Raw genomic sequence first — 17,948 nt, 5'->3', positions numbered from 1 at the left:
GTGATGAAAAAGAACACACAACATTCACAGCACACCGGCAGTTTTCATGAACGCCCCCTGGTTACCGCCGTGCGGCACGCCTTGCCCTATGTGGTGGGCTTAAGCCTGGCGTTGTCGATCTCGCAACCCGCATCAAGCCGCAGCAGCGATTCAGCCGCCGCGTTCACCGCCACCCAGTTGGTGCGCCAGTTCACGCTTAAAAACACGGTGACGCAAGTTTCACTGGGCATGCAGGGTTATGTTGCCGATGTGGGTGGCCAGCAACGTGGCCCGGCCATGGGCCCACGCCCCACGGGTTTTCCTGCCGACATGGGTTCAGTGCCCAACAATGTGAACTTGCCCCAACGCGATGGCGCAGGCAGGCCACTGGGTTATTGCGCCTGGGACAATGAATCTGCAGTAACCAGTGCAGACTACAATGCAGGGCAGGGTGTTGGTAACCCCTTGGTGTATGCCGTTGTGTCGCCAGGGTTAAACGGTGCCATGCAAACCACCTGCGCCTACATTTTGCAAAATGGCGTGGGTGTGGGCGACGACCATGTGCAGGTAACCGCACCCATTCAGGTTTCAAGCAAGCAGTACAAAACCGCAGTGGGCACCGAAGCTGATTTGCTGACCACCCCGGGTGAAGAAGGCGACATTCGCTTGGTGCTAGACACCAACAAACTGTACAGCTACGTGAATGGCGTATGGACAGGCGTACAAGCCAGCCCGTTTAGCGACAATTCCGCAGTGAATGGCACAGGCGCCATTAGCTACACCGGCGGCACCGTTACAGTGGCCGATTTTCAAGCCACTACCGTGGCAGTAACAGGCGCGGTTAGCGGTGCAAGCGCCGTGTTTACCGGCGATGTGGCTGCTGCCACCTTCACCGGCAACGGCGCAGGCTTAACTGATTTGAATGCAGCCAATTTCAGTTCAGGCGTTATTAGCCCTGAATTTGGCGGCACAGGTGTAAACGGCGCAGCCGCGGCCAACGGCACTTTGCTGATTGGCAACGGCAGTGGCTTTACCCTGGGCACGCTGACCGCAGGTGCAGGCATTTCCGTGTTGAACGACGCGGGTGCCATTACCATTGGCAACGCCGGAGTGCTTAGCATTACCGGCACAGCCGACCAAATTGTGGCCAGTGCCAACAACGGCGACGTGGTGCTAAGCCTGCCCCAAGCCATTGGCGTTACCAGCACACCCACGTTTGGCGGCATGATGCTGAACGGCGATTTAATGGGCACCGCAGCGACATTCACCGGGGCTGTGAATGTCGGTTCACTCACTACGTTGCGCTTGAATGTTGCTGACCCTACAGGCGTTACCTTACCCAACATGATTATTGGCACAGATGCCATGGTTGGTGTGCAAAGTGGCGCTGGGGCTAATACAGCCGTGGGTATCTTGGCTTTGCAGGACAATACCACAGGTTCGGAAAACACCGCACTGGGGCGCGCAGCGCTGACGCGCAACACCACTGGCTCTTTCAATACCGCGCTTGGCCGCAATGCCTTGAACTTTAACACCACGGGCAGCAACAATTCAGCATTCGGTCAAAACGCTTTGCCTGTCAACACCACTGGCACCAACAACACAGCCGTAGGTCGTTTTGCTGGCACTTCAAACACCACGGGCAGCAACAACAGTTTCATTGGTATCTACGCCGATGCGACAACAGGCGCATTGGGCTATGCCACAGCCATTGGTGCGGATAGCCGTGTTTCCACCAGCAATACCATTGCCCTTGGCCGTGTTGGCGACTTCACCGTAATCGGCGCTACCGGCACAGCCACTAGCGGCATTTTGCAGAACAAGCGGTTGCAGGTTACTGGCGATGTGGGTATTAGCGGCAACCTGGCCATTGTCGGTGATTTTGCAGCCAATACGTTTAGCGGCACGTCGGCTACGTTTACGGGTGCTGTAACTGCGGACCGTATCAATGTTTCAACATCAGCTGGTGGTGTAACTTACCGCAACATGATTGTTGGCACGGGTGCCATGGTGGGCGCGCAAAGTGGTTTTGGTGCCAACACCGCCTTGGGTGTTAACGCAATGGCTGCCAACACCACAGGTGCATACAACGTGGCCGTGGGCAGTGCAGCATTGCAGGTAAACACCAACGGTTTTTACAACTCGGCACTGGGAACTAACTCGCTATACAACAATACTTCAGGCGACCACAACACAGCCATTGGTCACGCCGCGCTGTACAGCAATACAACGGGTTACTTGAACACCGCAACGGGTTTCGCTGCGCTAGGTGACACAACAACAGGTGTTCAAAACACTGCACTGGGTCACAGTGCGGGCCAAACCAATACCACCGGCAGCAACAATCTGTTTCTGGGGTTCGATGCCGATGCAACCAGTGCTGCACTGGGCTACGCCACCGCAATTGGCGCGGGTAGCCGCGTTGCCACCAGCAACACAATCGCGCTTGGCCGCAACAGCAACCTTGATCAAGTCGTAATTGGTACCGACACCCGCAACGACACCACCGCCAACACCAAGCTGTATGTGAATGGCGACACTCGCTTGAACGGTACTTTGTACGGAACAAATGCCACCTTCAGCGGTGCGGTCACCATGAATTCACTGGCTGTTCAGCGGCTGGATGTGTCAACCAGCGCGGGTGGTGTAACCAACCCCAACATGATCGTGGGCACGGGTGCCATGCCGCTTGCGCAAACTGGTTTAGGTGGCAACACCGCTTTGGGTATCAGTGCATTGGCTGCAAACACATCGGGCAGGTATAACACAGCCAGTGGTTACCAGGCTTTGGCTGCCAACACAACAGGTGTTGGCAACGTGGCGCTGGGCGCATTTGCGCTGGATTCCAACACCACCGGTGAACGAAACGTTGCGATAGGGCGTGATACATTAAGTTCAATTACTGATAGCTACTACAACATTGCAGTTGGCTCAAGCGCTCTGCTGAATGCGACCGACAGTTATTACAATATCGCCATTGGTTACCGGGCATTTAGTGGTGCTACCAATCTAGGCGTTTCCAACCTCGCAATTGGTAACCTGGCCATGTTTGGCAGTTCTGCCACGGGCGACGACAACATTGCCCTGGGCGATTACGCCATGTATAACGGTGGTAGTGGCAGCCGCAATATTACTATAGGTGCTAGTTCTTCTAATTTTTTGACTACTGGTTATCAGAATACGACTCTTGGCACTTACAGCCTAAGCGGCACCACCAGCGGTTACAACAACAGCGTGGTAGGTTACAACGCACTTTTGGTTAACACCACTGGTTTTAACAACTCTGCTTTGGGTGCGAATGCCGATGTTGTTTCCGGCAACCTCAGTTACGCCACCATCATTGGTTCCGACGCGCGGGTAGCCACCAGCAACACAATCGCACTTGGCCGAAACAGCGCGCTTGATCAAATTGTAATTGGCACAGATACACGCAACGACACCTTTGCAAACACCAAGCTATACGTGAACGGCGTAACCAATTTGAATGGCGATTTACGCGGCACCAACGCCACCTTCAGTGGTGCGGTCACCATGAATTCACTGGCTGTTCAGCGGCTGGATGTGTCAACCAGCGCAGGTGGTGTAACCAACCCCAACATGATTGTGGGCACGGGTGCCATGCCGCTTGCGCAAACTGGTTTCGGTGGCAACACCGCTTTGGGCATACAAGCCTTGGCTGCCAATACAACGGGTTATCACAATACGGCCAGTGGATATCAATCGTTGTACAGCAACACCACGGGTCGCCAGAACACGGCCACGGGCAATAGTGCGTTGTATTACAACACCACGGGCGTCAACAACGTTGCCATGGGTGACAGTGCGTTGTATTACAACACCACGGGTTCCGGCAACATTGCCACGGGCAATAGTGCTTTGTTTCGCAACTCCACAGGCTACAGCAACATCGCCACGGGTGATGCTGCGTTGTTCAGCAACACCACAGGTTTCCGTAACGTTGCAACTGGCTATGAAGCCTCTCATGATAACACCACGGGCTATAACAACACTGTAGTGGGGTATGAGTCTTATTACAGCAACACCACAGGTTTCAACAACACAGGACTTGGCTACCAAACCGGTAATACAAACACCACCGGCAGTAACAACACATTCATTGGTTACGATGCTGATGCAACAAGCGCGGCACTTACCTACGCCACCGCAATCGGTGCCACCAGCCGAGTGGCCACCAGCAACACCATTGCCCTCGGCCGCAATAGCAACCTGGATCAAATTGTAATTGGCACCGACACCCGCAACGACACCTATGCTGGCACCAAGCTGTATGTCAATGGAATCAGCAACTTCAACGGTGCAATGTACGGCACTACAGCCACCTTCAGTGGTGCGGTTACAGTTGGGTCGCTTGCAGCAGCAAGGCTGGATGTATCAACCAGCGCGGGTGGTGTAACCAACCCCAACATGATTGTGGGCACGGGTGCCATGCCGCTAGCGCAAAGTGGCTCAGGCCGCAACACCGCTTTGGGTATTAATACACTTGCTTCAAATACCTCAGGCAACTCAAACACAGCCAGCGGTTACGGTGCTTTGGCTGCAAACACCACAGGCAGCTCAAACACAGCCAGTGGTTACAATGCTTTGGATGCAAACACCACAGGTCAGCAAAACACGGCTCTAGGTACTTCAGCTTTGGGTGCAAATATCACAGGTTGGGGCAACGTAGCCCTTGGCCGAGCCACATTAACCGGCGCAACGGACAGTTTTTACAACATTGCCATTGGTTCCCTCGTGATGACCTCAAGCACAGTGGGTAATTACAACATTGCAATGGGCTGGGAATCAATGCTGTTTAGTGGCAATGGCGCTACTGACAACGTCTCAATTGGCGCATTGAATATGTATTCAGGTGATGGCAGCTCCAACTCCCTAGTGGGTAACTATGCAATGGTCAACGCTGACCTGGCCTATCAAAACTCGGGCATCGGCACAGATGTGCTAACGGGTACCCGAAATGGATATAACAACAGCGCGGTGGGTTACAGTGCATTGTCCAATAACCTGGATGGTTTCAACAACTCTGCTTTGGGTGCCAATGCCGATGTTGTTTCCGGCAACCTCAGTTACGCCACCATCATTGGTTCCGACGCGCGGGTGGCCACCAGCAACACCATCGCCTTAGGCCGCAACAGCAACGTTGACCAGGTAGTAATTGGCACCGACACCCGCAACAACACCACCGCCAATACCAAGCTGTACGTGAATGGCGACACCCGCCTGAACGGCATGCTGTACGGTACAAATGCCACCTTCAGCGGTGCGGTAACCATGAATTCACTAGCTGTTCAGCGGCTGGATGTGTCAACCAGTGCAGGTGGTGTAAGTGAGCCCAACATGATTGCGGGTGCAGGTGCCATGCCGCTTGCGCAGAGTGGTTTTGGTGCTAACACCGCTTTGGGTATCAACGCTTTGGCTGCAAACATATCGGGCGGCAGTAACACAGCCAATGGTATTTACTCCCTGTATTCCAACACCACGGGTAACACCAACACAGCAAGTGGTTCTAACTCCATGTATTCCAACACCACGGGTGACGGCAATACGGCAACCGGTTATTCCTCCCTTTATTACAACACCACGGGTAGAGGCAACACGGCCAGTGGTTGGGGCTCACTGAGTGGCAACACCACGGGTAATGACAACACGGCGTTGGGCAGACTAACCGGCACTTCGAACACCACCGGCAGCAATAACACTTTTATTGGTTACTATGCCGATGCAACCAGCGGCGCACTCACCTATGCTGCTGCCATTGGCGCACAAAGCACAGTGGCCACCAGCAACACCATCGCCTTAGGCCGCAACAGCAACATTGACCAGGTAGTAATTGGCACCGACACCCGCAACAACACCACCGCCAACACCAAGCTGTACGTGAATGGCGACACTCGCTTGAACGGTACTTTGTACGGAACAAATGCCACCTTCAGCGGTGCGGTCACCATGAATTCACTGGCTGTTCAGCGGCTGGATGTGTCAACCAGCGCTGGTGGCGTAACCATGCCCAATATGATTGTGGGCACGGGTGCCATGCCGCTAGCGCAAAGTGGTTTTGGTGGCAACACCGCAGTGGGTATTGGTGCATTGGCTGCCAACACCGACAGTTTTTACAACACTGCGAGTGGTTATCGTGCCTTGTACTCCAACACCACCGGAGATGAAAACACTGCAAGTGGTTATCGTGCGTTGTACTCGAACACCACAGGTCGCTATAACGTTGCAAATGGCAGTAATGCGTTGTACTACAACACCACCGGCTTCGATAATATGGCATCGGGCAGTTATGCTCTTTTCCGAAACACCACAGGCTATTACAACGTGGCCTCTGGTAACTATTCTCTCAGTGACAATACCACTGGTTATAACAACGTAGCATCTGGTACGGAAGCTTTGGTCGTTAACACCACGGGTTTCGATAACACGGCACTGGGTACTCGTGCAGGTGCTACGAATACCACCGGCAGCAACAACACATTTATTGGTAGAGATGCCAATGCGACCAGCGCTGCACTCACCTACGCAACAGCATTCGGTTCAGGCAGCCGCGTCGCCTCCAGCAACACCATCGCCCTGGGCCGCAACAGCAACTTAGACCAAATTGTAATTGGTACAGCCACCCGCAACGACACCACCGCCAATACCAAACTGTACGTGAATGGAGACACGCGCTTAAACGGCATGCTGTACGGTACCACTGCCGACTTCAGCGGTGCAGTTACGGTGGGTTCACTTGCCGCTGCACGGCTTAACGTTACTACATCAGTCGGTGTAACCACCGCCAACATGATTGTGGGCACGGGTGCCATGGTAGGTGTGCAAAGTGGAGCCGGTGGCAACACGGCATTGGGCTTGTCCGCACTGGCTGTAAACACCACTGGTAGCCTCAATACGGCCACTGGCTACCAGGCTTTGGCTGCAAACACCACTGGTGGAAGCAATATGGCAATTGGTTTCGGGGCTCTGCGTACAAACACCTCAGGCAGCCAAAACACAGCCAGTGGTTACCGCTCGCTGTACAGCAACACCACGGGTTACTACAACATGGCAAGTGGTTGGGACGCCTTGTATTCCAACACCACTGGTTACAGCAATACAGCTAGTGGCAGTGGCGCCCTGTATTTCAACACTACGGGAATTAACAACACGGCTTTGGGTAAAGATGCAGGCGATTCAAACGCCACCGGCAGCAACAACACTTTCCTTGGTTTCGATGCCAATGCAGCAAGCGGCGCACTCACTTACGCCAGTGCAATAGGTGCAGCCAGCCGCGTCGCCACCAGCAACACCATTGCCCTTGGCCGCAACAGCAACGTTGATCAAATTGTTATTGGTACAAATACACGCAACGACACCACCGCCAATACAAAACTGTACGTGAATGGCGACACGCGCTTGAACGGTACTTTGTACGGCACAAATGCTGTATTCACCGGTGCGGTTAGCATGGGGGCATTTGCTGTGGAAAGGCTGGACATTGCAACCAGCGCAGGTGGTGTGCTTAACGACAACGTAATTATCGGCATGGGCGCCATGGTGGGCGCGCAAAGTGGCACGGGTGGAAATACCGCGGTGGGCATGGGTTCATTGGCCAGCAACACAAACGGTTTTTACAACACCGCAACGGGTAATTTCTCCTTGTTCTCTAACACCACGGGTTACAAAAACACTGTGGCTGGCGACGGGGTGATGTACAACAACACCACGGGTTATTCCAACACCGCAATGGGCGACGCCGCATTGCTGTTCAACACCGTTGGTTACCAAAACACGGCCATTGGCGATGCAGCCATGTATGCCAACGTGTCTGGCAACCGCAACGCCGTGAATGGCGCAGGTGCGCTTTCTGCCAACACAACCGGTTCCAACAACATTGCCTTTGGTTATAACTCGGGCAACGCAAACACCACGGGTAGCAACAACACATTTTTGGGTAACGAGGCCAATTCAACCAGCGGCGCGCTTACCTATGCAACGGCGATTGGCTCGAACAGCCTTGTTGCCACTAGCAACACCATCGCTTTGGGCCGCAACAGCAACGTGGATCAGGTAGTGATTGGCACCAATACCCGCAACAACACCACCGCCAACACCAAGCTGTACGTGAATGGCGACACTCGTTTGAACGGCACACTATATGGCACTACGGCTGTTTTCACTGGCGCAGTCAGCATGGGTTCGTTTGCGGTGGAAAGGCTGAATATTTCAACAAGCGCAGGGGGAGTAACAGACCCCAACCTGATTATTGGTACTGGTGCTATGGCGGGTGCACAAAGTGGTTTGGGTGCCAACACGGCGCTGGGTATCAGCGCACTTGCAGCAAACACTACAGGTTATGACAACACCGCGACTGGCAACCGTACCTTGTTTTCAAACACAACAGGTAGCAACAACACCGCCACAGGCGCTGCTGCAATGTATTACAACACCTCTGGAGGCTCAAATTCTGCTTATGGTGCGTCTGCACTGATGCGTAACACCACCGGTCAGCAGAATACGGCGATTGGCAATCAATCTATGGGGAATAACACCATTGGCAACTGGAATACAGCAATCGGAAGCCAGTCATTGTTTTCTAATACAAGTGGTACCGGCAACGCTGCAACCAGCTATGGTGCATTGAACGACAACACCACGGGTAGCGATAACTCGGCAAGTGGATCATGGGCGTTAAGCAGCAACACCACGGGCAATGACAACACTGCTTTTGGTAACAGCAGTGGCGGAACAAACACCACCGGTAGTAACAACACATTTCTTGGCTATTACGCCGATGCAACAACCGGTGCGCTTACCTATGCAACCGCAATTGGTTCGAACAGCCTTGTTGCCACCAGCAACACGATTGCATTGGGCCGCAACAGCAATGCTGATCAGGTAGTTATTGGCACCAATACCCGCAACAACACCTACGCAAACACCAAGCTGTATGTGAACGGTATTAGCAACTTCAACGGCGCATTGTATGGCACTACAGCCAATTTTAGTGGTGCGGTGACCATGGGTTCGCTTTCACTTCAGCGGCTGGATTTGTCTGCAACTGCGGGTGTAACTAACCCCAACATGATCATTGGCTCAGGAGCAATGGCTGGGGTGCAGTCCGGCTATGGTGACAATACGGCCGTGGGTAGTCAAGCACTGGCGGCGAACACAACAGGCGGTGCCAATGTGGCGACCGGTGGGAATGCTTTGCGAAGTAACACTTCTGGTTTTGAAAACACGGCCAATGGTTACTTTGCTGCTGTCTCGAACACCACTGGTAGTTTCAACGTTGCCATCGGCGCGTACGCTTTGTACGACAACACCACAGGCAGCAGAAACGTCGCCACTGGTTTTAATGCATTATCAAATAACGTTTCAGGTGATGGCAACGTTGCTTATGGCAGAGAAGCCTTGTTTGCAAATACAATTGGTTCCGACAATGCGGCATTTGGTCGTCTTAGTGGTAATACAATAACCACTGGTAGCAACAACTCATTTTTTGGTTACGATGCAGACGCGACTAGCGGTGCATTAACATATGCCACAGCCATTGGCGCAAGTAGTACTGTTGCCACCAGTAACACCATAGCCTTGGGTCGCAACAGCACAGTTGATCAAATTGTGATCGGCACCGCCACCCGCAACAACACCTACGCAAACACCAAGCTGTATGTGAACGGTATTAGCAACTTCAACGGCGCATTGTATGCCAACACCTTGTTTGCCAACGGGGTTGAAGTGAAAGCCCTTACTAAACCAAATATAGACGCGGCACTCACCTTTGCAAGCCAAAGTACTGTCACCGCCGCGCCAAACCTGGCTTTGGGCACCAATGCCTTGGGTGGCACATTTAAATCGGGTGGAAACGTGGCGATTGGCGACGGTGTACTTAGCCAACTTGACGGTACCAACCCCAACCAAGGGGAAAGAAACACAGGCGTGGGCCGTCGCGCTTTGTACGCAAATACCACGGGCTACAGCAACACAGCGCTGGGCTTTGACGCACTATATAGTAATACAAATGCTATCCAGAACGTGGCTGTTGGTACTTATGCCATGGATTCGAACACAACAGGAAGTTACAACACTGCCGTTGGCTACAGAGCGTTGGAGGCCAATATCAATGGTTACGATAATACTGCGGTGGGTTGGGGCGCAATGGGTGACAATACAACTGGCTTTGACAACACTGCCGTTGGCGATGGTGTCATGGGCGAGAACACAACAGGTTCAGGCAACGTAGCGATTGGCGAGCAAGCCATGATGAATAACACCACTGGCTCTAATAACACTGCTTTGGGAGCCTACACCCAATACATGTCTGGCAATTTGCAGTTTGCAACAGCAATTGGTTCATTTAGCAGCGTAAACACCAGCAACACCGTTGTACTGGGCCGCACCACCGACACCACAGTAATTGGCGCAACCGGTACGAATGGCCGGGGTAGCAAATTGCAGGTTACCGGAACAATTGAAGCCAATTTGCCCGCAGACGGCACGGCGCTGGCCTTGGTTCGCGACGTGTACGCACCGGGCGGATATGTCGACATTACCGGTGCAGGTTACCCCGGTTACACAAACTCGGCACCAGCCACAATCCGCTTTCTGGATGACAACACCCAGTCTAGCCACATTGCTTTCCGCACAAAAAATACCGGAAATTTGAACAACGCCGATGCCGAGCGCATGCGTTTAACTTCTGGAGGCAATTTGTTGCTTGCTTCAGCAAGCGACGATGGCAGCGGCAACCGCCTGCAGGTTACCGGCAATGCAGGTGTTACCGGCAATGTGGTATTAAACACATCCGGCACGGGTACAACCATCAACTCGCGCATCCAGTTTGGTGCGGCCAATGAAGGCAGCGACCCCATATTCATGGGCCGTATTAACCCATCGGACAACAACTCAATTCTTCAAATGACATTGGGTGATGACCCTGGTTCTGCATATGGTAGCAATGGCGACCGTTTTCAAATCGCCACAACAAACAATTCTGTTCGCCACCACTTCGATTCAGACGGTACGGCTTACCATGCTGGTGCACTGAATGTGCCGCGGATTAACGTAAGCACATCAGCCGGTGGTGTAAGCATCCCCAACATGATTGTGGGCACGGGTGCAATGCCAGGTGCGCAAAGTGGCACAGGCGCCAACACTGTTTTGGGTATAGAGGCTTTGGCTGCCAACACCACTGGTTCGGCTAACACGGCCAGTGGTAGGCGCGCCCTGTTTAGCAACATCTCTGGAAACAATAACAGCGCCAGTGGTAATCAGTCGTTGTTTTTCAACACCACGGGGTCTGGCAATACGGCCAGTGGTGGGCTCTCCATGTATTTCAACACCACTGGTTATTCAAACACGGCCAACGGTAATGTCTCCCTTTATACCAACACCACGGGTTATGAAAACACGGCCATTGGTGGTGGCGCCCTGTTTTTTAATAGCACCGGCTTTAGGAACACAGCCTTGGGTGACGATGCAGGCACAATAAACACCACAGGCAGCAACAACACCTTCATTGGTTACGCCGCTGATGCAATCGGTGCTGCACTTACCTACGCCACCGTAATTGGTGCCGATGCGCGCGTTGCCACCAGCAACACCATGGTACTGGGCCGCAGTGATGGAAACCACCAGGTTGTCATTGGCGGCAACAGCCGCAACGATGATTCACCGGGTAATAAACTGTATGTTCAAGGCAATATTATTTCGCATGCCAACCAAGTTGTAACAGGAAGTACCATTAACTCACAGGGCGCCTACTTGCAGTGGAACCGCGATGGTGGTACCGGCGCCACTTACCTGATCAACCAAAAAGGTTTAGGCCCTGGCGGGTTCTCATTTGGTGAATCAACGGGGGCCAATGCGTACACTCAAAATATGGCATTGACAGCAGGCGGCAACCTCAGCGTTGTGGGGTCGATGACCGCCACTGCATTCAACGTCAGTTCCGACCGCAGGCTTAAAACCAATGTTAGCCAGCTTGACACCGGCAATGTGCTGGACAAACTGGAAATGTTGCGCACCTACAGTTACGACTACATTGCCAACCGCGATTTAGGCCGCCGAATCGGTGTAATTGCGCAAGAACTGCAACCCTTGTTTCCTGAAGCAGTTGCCGTGCGTTCAGATGGATTCATGGCGGTGGATTACAACGCACTGGGTGCCATGGCGGCAGTGGGTGTGGGCCAGTTAAGCAGCAAATTCAAAATACTGGACAATCGCGTAACCGAGCAAGGCACGTTGATTACTGCTTTGGATGAAAAAGTAAGCGGCGTAGACATCCGCGTGGCCAGCCTTGAAACCTGGAAAACCGAAGCGGTTGGCCGCATGGATGGCTTTCAAATGGCCATCGATTCCAACGTGAAGAAAATTGCTGAAAACGCACTGGCCATTCAAAGCAATACCACCGACATCAAGCGGCTTGACGATGTACTGGTTCAGCTAGACGGCACAGTCAAAGGCAACACCGATTCAATCAACAGCATCAACACCCGTTGGGGCAACACCTTCAGTGCGTCTGAAGACGGTTCTTTGCTAACCGTATTGGCCACCGAATTGAAAGTGAGCAACTTCACTGCACAGAAAGTGCGATCGAACTCGGTGTACACCCAGCGCCTGGAAGCCGAAATGGCCGCTATTCGTGAACTGGATGTAGACAGCCTGAAAGCCAACACCGCCGTGGCCAATTCGGTACAGGCCAAGCAGGTGAACACTGGGGCTGCGCAAGTGTATGCCGGTGTGGGTGCGCCTGCCTTCCTGTTTGCTGCGCCTAGCGACGGCCACTACACGGTGAACACCAGCGCGATGGACGGCAGCTACGCCACCGCCACCGTGATTGTGAATGCGGGCCAGGCCAAAGTGGTGACTATTGCCAGCGAAGGCATTGAGCTGATGGCGGTGGGCAACACGGTGAAGGCCAATGCGGCGGGCAAGTCGATTAAGGCCAGCTGGATTAAAACGGGTTGACGGGCAGCCAACCCTGGGTAACGGCAATGCATTTGTTGCTGCGTAGGAAACGGAATAAAATTTTGCCTTGCCAATGCAAGATGGTGAGCTGCGGTGAGCCGTATTTTTATTGAACCAAACTGGCAGCGCAGTCACCTAAGGGCGTCTTAAGCACCCCCAGGCTTTGCCATGCCCAGTTTTTTCAATTGTACAAATGCCACCCGGCATGTAGACCCAGCCAGCACCACTGAATCTCCAGGCCTTGTTCACGTACCACCCCGCAAAATGAATCGGGTTGAAGTAGAGCACATGTTGACCGAATACGTGCGTGATGGTGCGCCTGAAGAAAACCGCCTGAAAGCCAAAGAGAGAATGTTGGAATGCTTTGACAGCATACATTCACCCAGTGTGTCAGCCCGAATAGATTCAATAAGCCAAGCGCTTGATTCGGACCCGCCTACAAACAACTATTTGGGTTTGAATTTTCTCGAATTAAAAAAACTGCCAGAAGACCTGGGTTTTTTAAAGGGCGTTCACGACCTTGACCTAACTGGCAATCTGCTCGAAGAATTGCCGGATTCATTCGGGTCATTGTCAACACTTAAAAAACTGAAAATATGTAACAACAAATTGCACAGTTTGCCGGAATCAATGGCTCAACTTTCAGCGCTTGAAACGCTCAATCTTGGACTCAATTTATTTCAACATGTTCCTGAATCAATCTGTCAGCTTTCAAAACTGGTTACCCTGGATTTAACGCGCAATCAACTTGAGTCATTGCCACCTTCCATCGCTTCACTGAAATCTCTTGAAAACCTTGAGCTTTCTTACAACGAACTTCGTGATCTGCCACTGGCATTTGGCCTGTTAAAAAATTTGCGGTGCTTGACTATTCAACACAATCAACTGCAAACATTGCCCAGTACTTTTGGTTCGCTGACTGAACTAAGGCGAGTGGATTTATACACCAACTTCTTGAAAACCTTGCCTGATTCAATTGGGCAGCTAAACAACCTTTGTTATTTGATTATTCAAAACAATCAACTTGAAAGCCTGCCCGAATCAATCGGTAATCTTTCAGAACTTCAAGAGCTTCGGGTCGACAACATTAGGGGTAGAAATACCGAGTTTTATTTTCATAAAAGGTTTGGTCAGGAACACCCCGACTACCCCATTAACAAACTGCAAACCCTGCCGGCGTCGATAGGTAATTTGCAGAAACTCCGTTTGCTGAATGTTAAAAAAAATCAGCTTTCAGACCTGCCCAGAAGCCTTGTGCAGTTACCTGTGGGCTGCAACGTTCATCTTGAATCAAACCCTTTGCCGCAACCAATTCTAAACAGGCTGGCGCAGGCCTTTGTGGCGCACCAGGCAAGCCACCGCAGTCAAGGGCCTGATATTTTTCCTTGTCTGGAATACAACATGTCGGCATTCAATGTTCGAGTTGCCGCCAGGCCGTTGAATGATGAAATTGCATCTTGGCGCTCAGAAGGTGGGGTTGATAGTTCTGCCGAAGCACAGCAGCCAGCCTTTCTGGCTGCACTTGGTGAACTTTCAAATATCGAAGCAACCGCGCTTTCAGGCCAACTAGCCCGCTTGCGTGTAACTGCGCATTATAAAAAAGCGCCGCAAGACCTTGTGCAGCGCATAAACGCTTTTTTGAACTATGTTGAACAGGCACCTGATTTACTTCAATACTGCGCAGCGGTGGCAGTGGAAGGCACTGCCACCTGCGACGACCGAATTGCACTGGCCTTTATTCAACTGGAAGAATCCGTAGTTAACCATCGAAGCCTGAATGAAACGAATTTGAACACGCTGGTTGATACTGCAGGTGGTTTGCACAAATCACAATTGCTTCAAACCATTGCACAGCAAAAAGTTTCTACCTTGGTAGGATTTGTAGACCCCACTGAGATCATTCTTAAATACGTGGTGAAATTGTCGAAAGAATTCAACTTGCCCAGTCAGCTTGATGACATGATTTTTCATCGTTGTGCGTTGCAGGTAGCTGAAGAAGATATTCAAAGCGCACGCAGGCAAATTCAGGAACAATCGACGGATGCTAATCTGAACATTTTCCTGGCCAACTGGCACCCGTGGCAGCAGGCCTTAAACAAACAGTACCCTTCGGAATATGCGCAAGTGCAGGCGGAAGTAAAAAAGCATCAGGAAAAAATGCACGAGAAAATGGACAATCTGATTGATCGGTTGGCTGCCACCAAATCAATGCGTGGTGAGCGCAGTACGCAGTACCTGGATTTGCTGGCGGAAAGTAATGTGCTGAAAGCCGACTACCGCAGTATTGAAACTGATTCGTTGGTAAAGCTTACTGATCAGGTAAGGCAGCAAATTGGGCCGAGTTAACTCGTTTAACTATGATCAGTTTTGAACCCCTCCGCGTGTAAAAAACACTCATAAGCCTAAAGGCACAAGCCGCGCTTTTCATTGCCTATGGAATGAAAATCGGCTTTGCTGTTCGCACTGGGCCGCAAAAATGAGAATAACAACTTTTCACAAATCTTCGAACAGCGACACTGCAAATGCAGTGCCGCAAAAAACGCGGTTATCCACTGCGGTGGAAAGCTTGGGAAAAAGGCTGGCGAACACCACTCGGTATTTGAAAAAATCAAAGCCGCAAACCAGTTCAGAAGAAAGCAACCGCCTGGCACTGTCCATGTTGAAAAGCAGTTTTAAAATTGGTGCTGTGAAAATCAGTGAATTTGTGCAGCCTGAATCTGAAGCACAGGGTCGTCAGTTTTTGATTCAAAAAACAGGAATCAACGCTTTAAGCACCTACCGCATTGAAAACGCGATTGATAAAAAAGGCAATCGAGTTTTCAAAGCTGTTGACATGAAGTCCAACAAGGTTGTTGCTGAAAACGATTTTGTGGAGGGGCTACGAACCAAGCTTAGCCGTAAATTAACCCAGGAACTACTGCAGGCAGAGGCTTTCGAAGAACTTGGCGATCTAATCAAATATCACACCGATTGGGATGGCTTCAAGGAAACAATTCCGCAAGGAAGAAAAACCGAGTTTTTTTCAAGCGACGACGAATCCACTTCCATTTATGTTCAGCGAATCGATGACACCACTTTTTACCCGGTGCTGATTCAGAACCAGGGTGCATCAAAACAAGAGGAAAAAATTGAATGTTTCGAACTTCAAGGATCACAAAAAATAAAACTGCCTGGCATAGAAACATTCAAACAACTTAGAACATTCATGAATAACAAGTTTGCTGAGTCACTGGTTCAAGAACCCGGTTCGCTCAAGCATCTTCGGGTTGGCGAGTACATGGAATCAGCACCAGCGCCTTCGCGATTAAATTTCATAATTCTGAAAAAAGGCGGGGAAAAATTTGGTGTGCTGCGTCTGCAAACGGGTTTCAATGAAAGTGGCTACCCAAGAAAACAGGCTGTTGACATTCAATCTGACAAAGTGGTGGCGATGGTTCGCGAAAACATTAAGAACAGCGTACTGGCAGAATACGCCAACAAAAATTTTTTCCCCACCTATCACAAGCGCAACCCCGTGTTTGTAGACACCAGCCCATCAAAAAACATTCCGCTCACATTTTCTTACCTTGCCCATGTTGCGGGTTTGAACACGCAGTTCGCCGCCATACCCAAAGAAACTATTACGCTGCTTGAAAGGTATGGCGGAATTATTACACCGGAAAATGAAACCCAAAAAGACGGAAATGCATCTGAACGATATGGTGCTGTGTTCGCCAGAATCGAAAGCGAGCTGATTGAAAAATCCATGGCACGCTGCACACCGGGCTCTGCACTTTTTACCAGCATGGATAAGTTAAAAGCTAACTTGATCGAGTTTTCAAAAAACGCGGTTGAATTTGATTTTTCTTTCAAGCTAAACAGCACCGCAGAAATTGAAAAAACCACAACAGCATTGTTCGATCGAATCAGCAATTCGGCCCACTTTGCCATGCCCCTAATTTTTCAGGTTGCAGAGAGCGAAGAAGGTTTCGCCCATGTCACTACACTTGCATTCACAAAGAACCCCGATGGCACTTTCGATATTGAATTCATGAACCGGGGTTACGGTGTTAATCACTTTCATGATCGTGTGCCTTCATCGAAAAGCAGCGGCGCCAAATACAAGACCGTCAAGGTTTACCGGGGCATTGAACTGACTGCGCAAGCCAACCGCCCTGGCGCACTGGGTTTCGATGTGTTTTCAAAGTTGATCGGCTATGCCAATTCAACCATGGAAACAGCTGCGGAAAACAAAGGGTCTACTGTCAGTTTTGGTGAAGGTCACAGTATTTTGTCGAATCTGGCCTCGTTCCATGCGCTGCTGGATTCGCTAACCCAAAATCCCGAGTCCAGCAGCCTGCCTTTGCAGCCTATTATTCAAGCCCCTCAAAAAGACGCCAATTGCGGATATTCCAGCATGCGCAGTTACATGCGAACCCTTTTGCGTAGCAGTGAAATGTTTGCCCAAATGGAGTACCTCAGCAAAACAGAATTGCTGGCAGCAACCCGGCAATTTGTTCAAGACGCAGCGCCCTTGGCTGCCAAAGATGCCAAGGTCAATGCCAATGTGGCCCTTGTAGAAAGCACCACATTGCCCGCCATACAGAAAAAAATTGAACAGGCTCAAGAACGGGTTTTAAATTTGGCCATGCAGTCACCCAGTGGCAGCGCGATCAATGAAATTGCTCACCAAGTCATCAAGCAAAAGCTGGCCGCCCTCGACCCGGCACACATCGATTTGGGTAGTTCCTACAACGTAGTGGATGCTGCTGCCAAAACACTGCTGTTTCACCGAATCAGTGAAAACAAATTAACCGCTGTTGTGGTGGAGCAGCAAACCACCTTGAATGGGCAGCATTACATTGCCCACGAGTTAAGTGATCATGGGCCCAAAACAATTTTGGCACAGGGCATTTCGCTGGAAGAAATCAAGGCGGAAATGAAAAACTATGCAAGGTACAACTGAAGTTGTCTGATCGGGGTAGCTTGAAAGGGTGTGGTCGACCTGTTTGCAACGGCGT

3 protein-coding genes are annotated in these 17,948 nt (G+C 51.3%); all 3 read left to right on the top strand.

Translation table 11 applies throughout. The features are described from left to right. Positions 1–3 precede the first annotated feature (3 nt). The 3 genes from NSP04_RS00210 to NSP04_RS00200 all read left to right on the top strand — a co-directional run bounded on the left by NSP04_RS00210 (position 4) and on the right by NSP04_RS00200 (position 17,893). The gene (locus tag NSP04_RS00210) at positions 4–12,948 is read left to right on the top strand and encodes a beta strand repeat-containing protein (protein ID WP_257510321.1); all 12,945 of its coding nucleotides are present in this window, start codon (positions 4–6) and stop codon (positions 12,946–12,948) included. A gap of 168 nt (positions 12,949–13,116) precedes the next feature. Then, positions 13,117–15,294 (top strand): leucine-rich repeat domain-containing protein, encoded by a 2,178-nt coding sequence (locus NSP04_RS00205; RefSeq protein ID WP_257510320.1) that lies wholly within the window; start codon positions 13,117–13,119, stop codon positions 15,292–15,294. A gap of 130 nt (positions 15,295–15,424) precedes the next feature. Continuing rightward, positions 15,425–17,893 carry a hypothetical protein gene (locus tag NSP04_RS00200; RefSeq protein WP_257510319.1) on the top strand — a complete coding sequence of 823 codons (2,469 nt, stop codon included), beginning with the start codon at positions 15,425–15,427 and terminating at the stop codon, positions 17,891–17,893. Positions 17,894–17,948 lie beyond the last annotated feature (55 nt).

Source organism: Limnobacter parvus, from assembly GCF_024623725.1.
Classification (GTDB): Bacteria; Pseudomonadota; Gammaproteobacteria; order Burkholderiales; family Burkholderiaceae_B; genus Limnobacter; species Limnobacter parvus.
The sequence above is the reverse complement of the archived record's forward strand: the minus strand, read 5'-3'. Positions and strand labels throughout refer to the sequence as shown.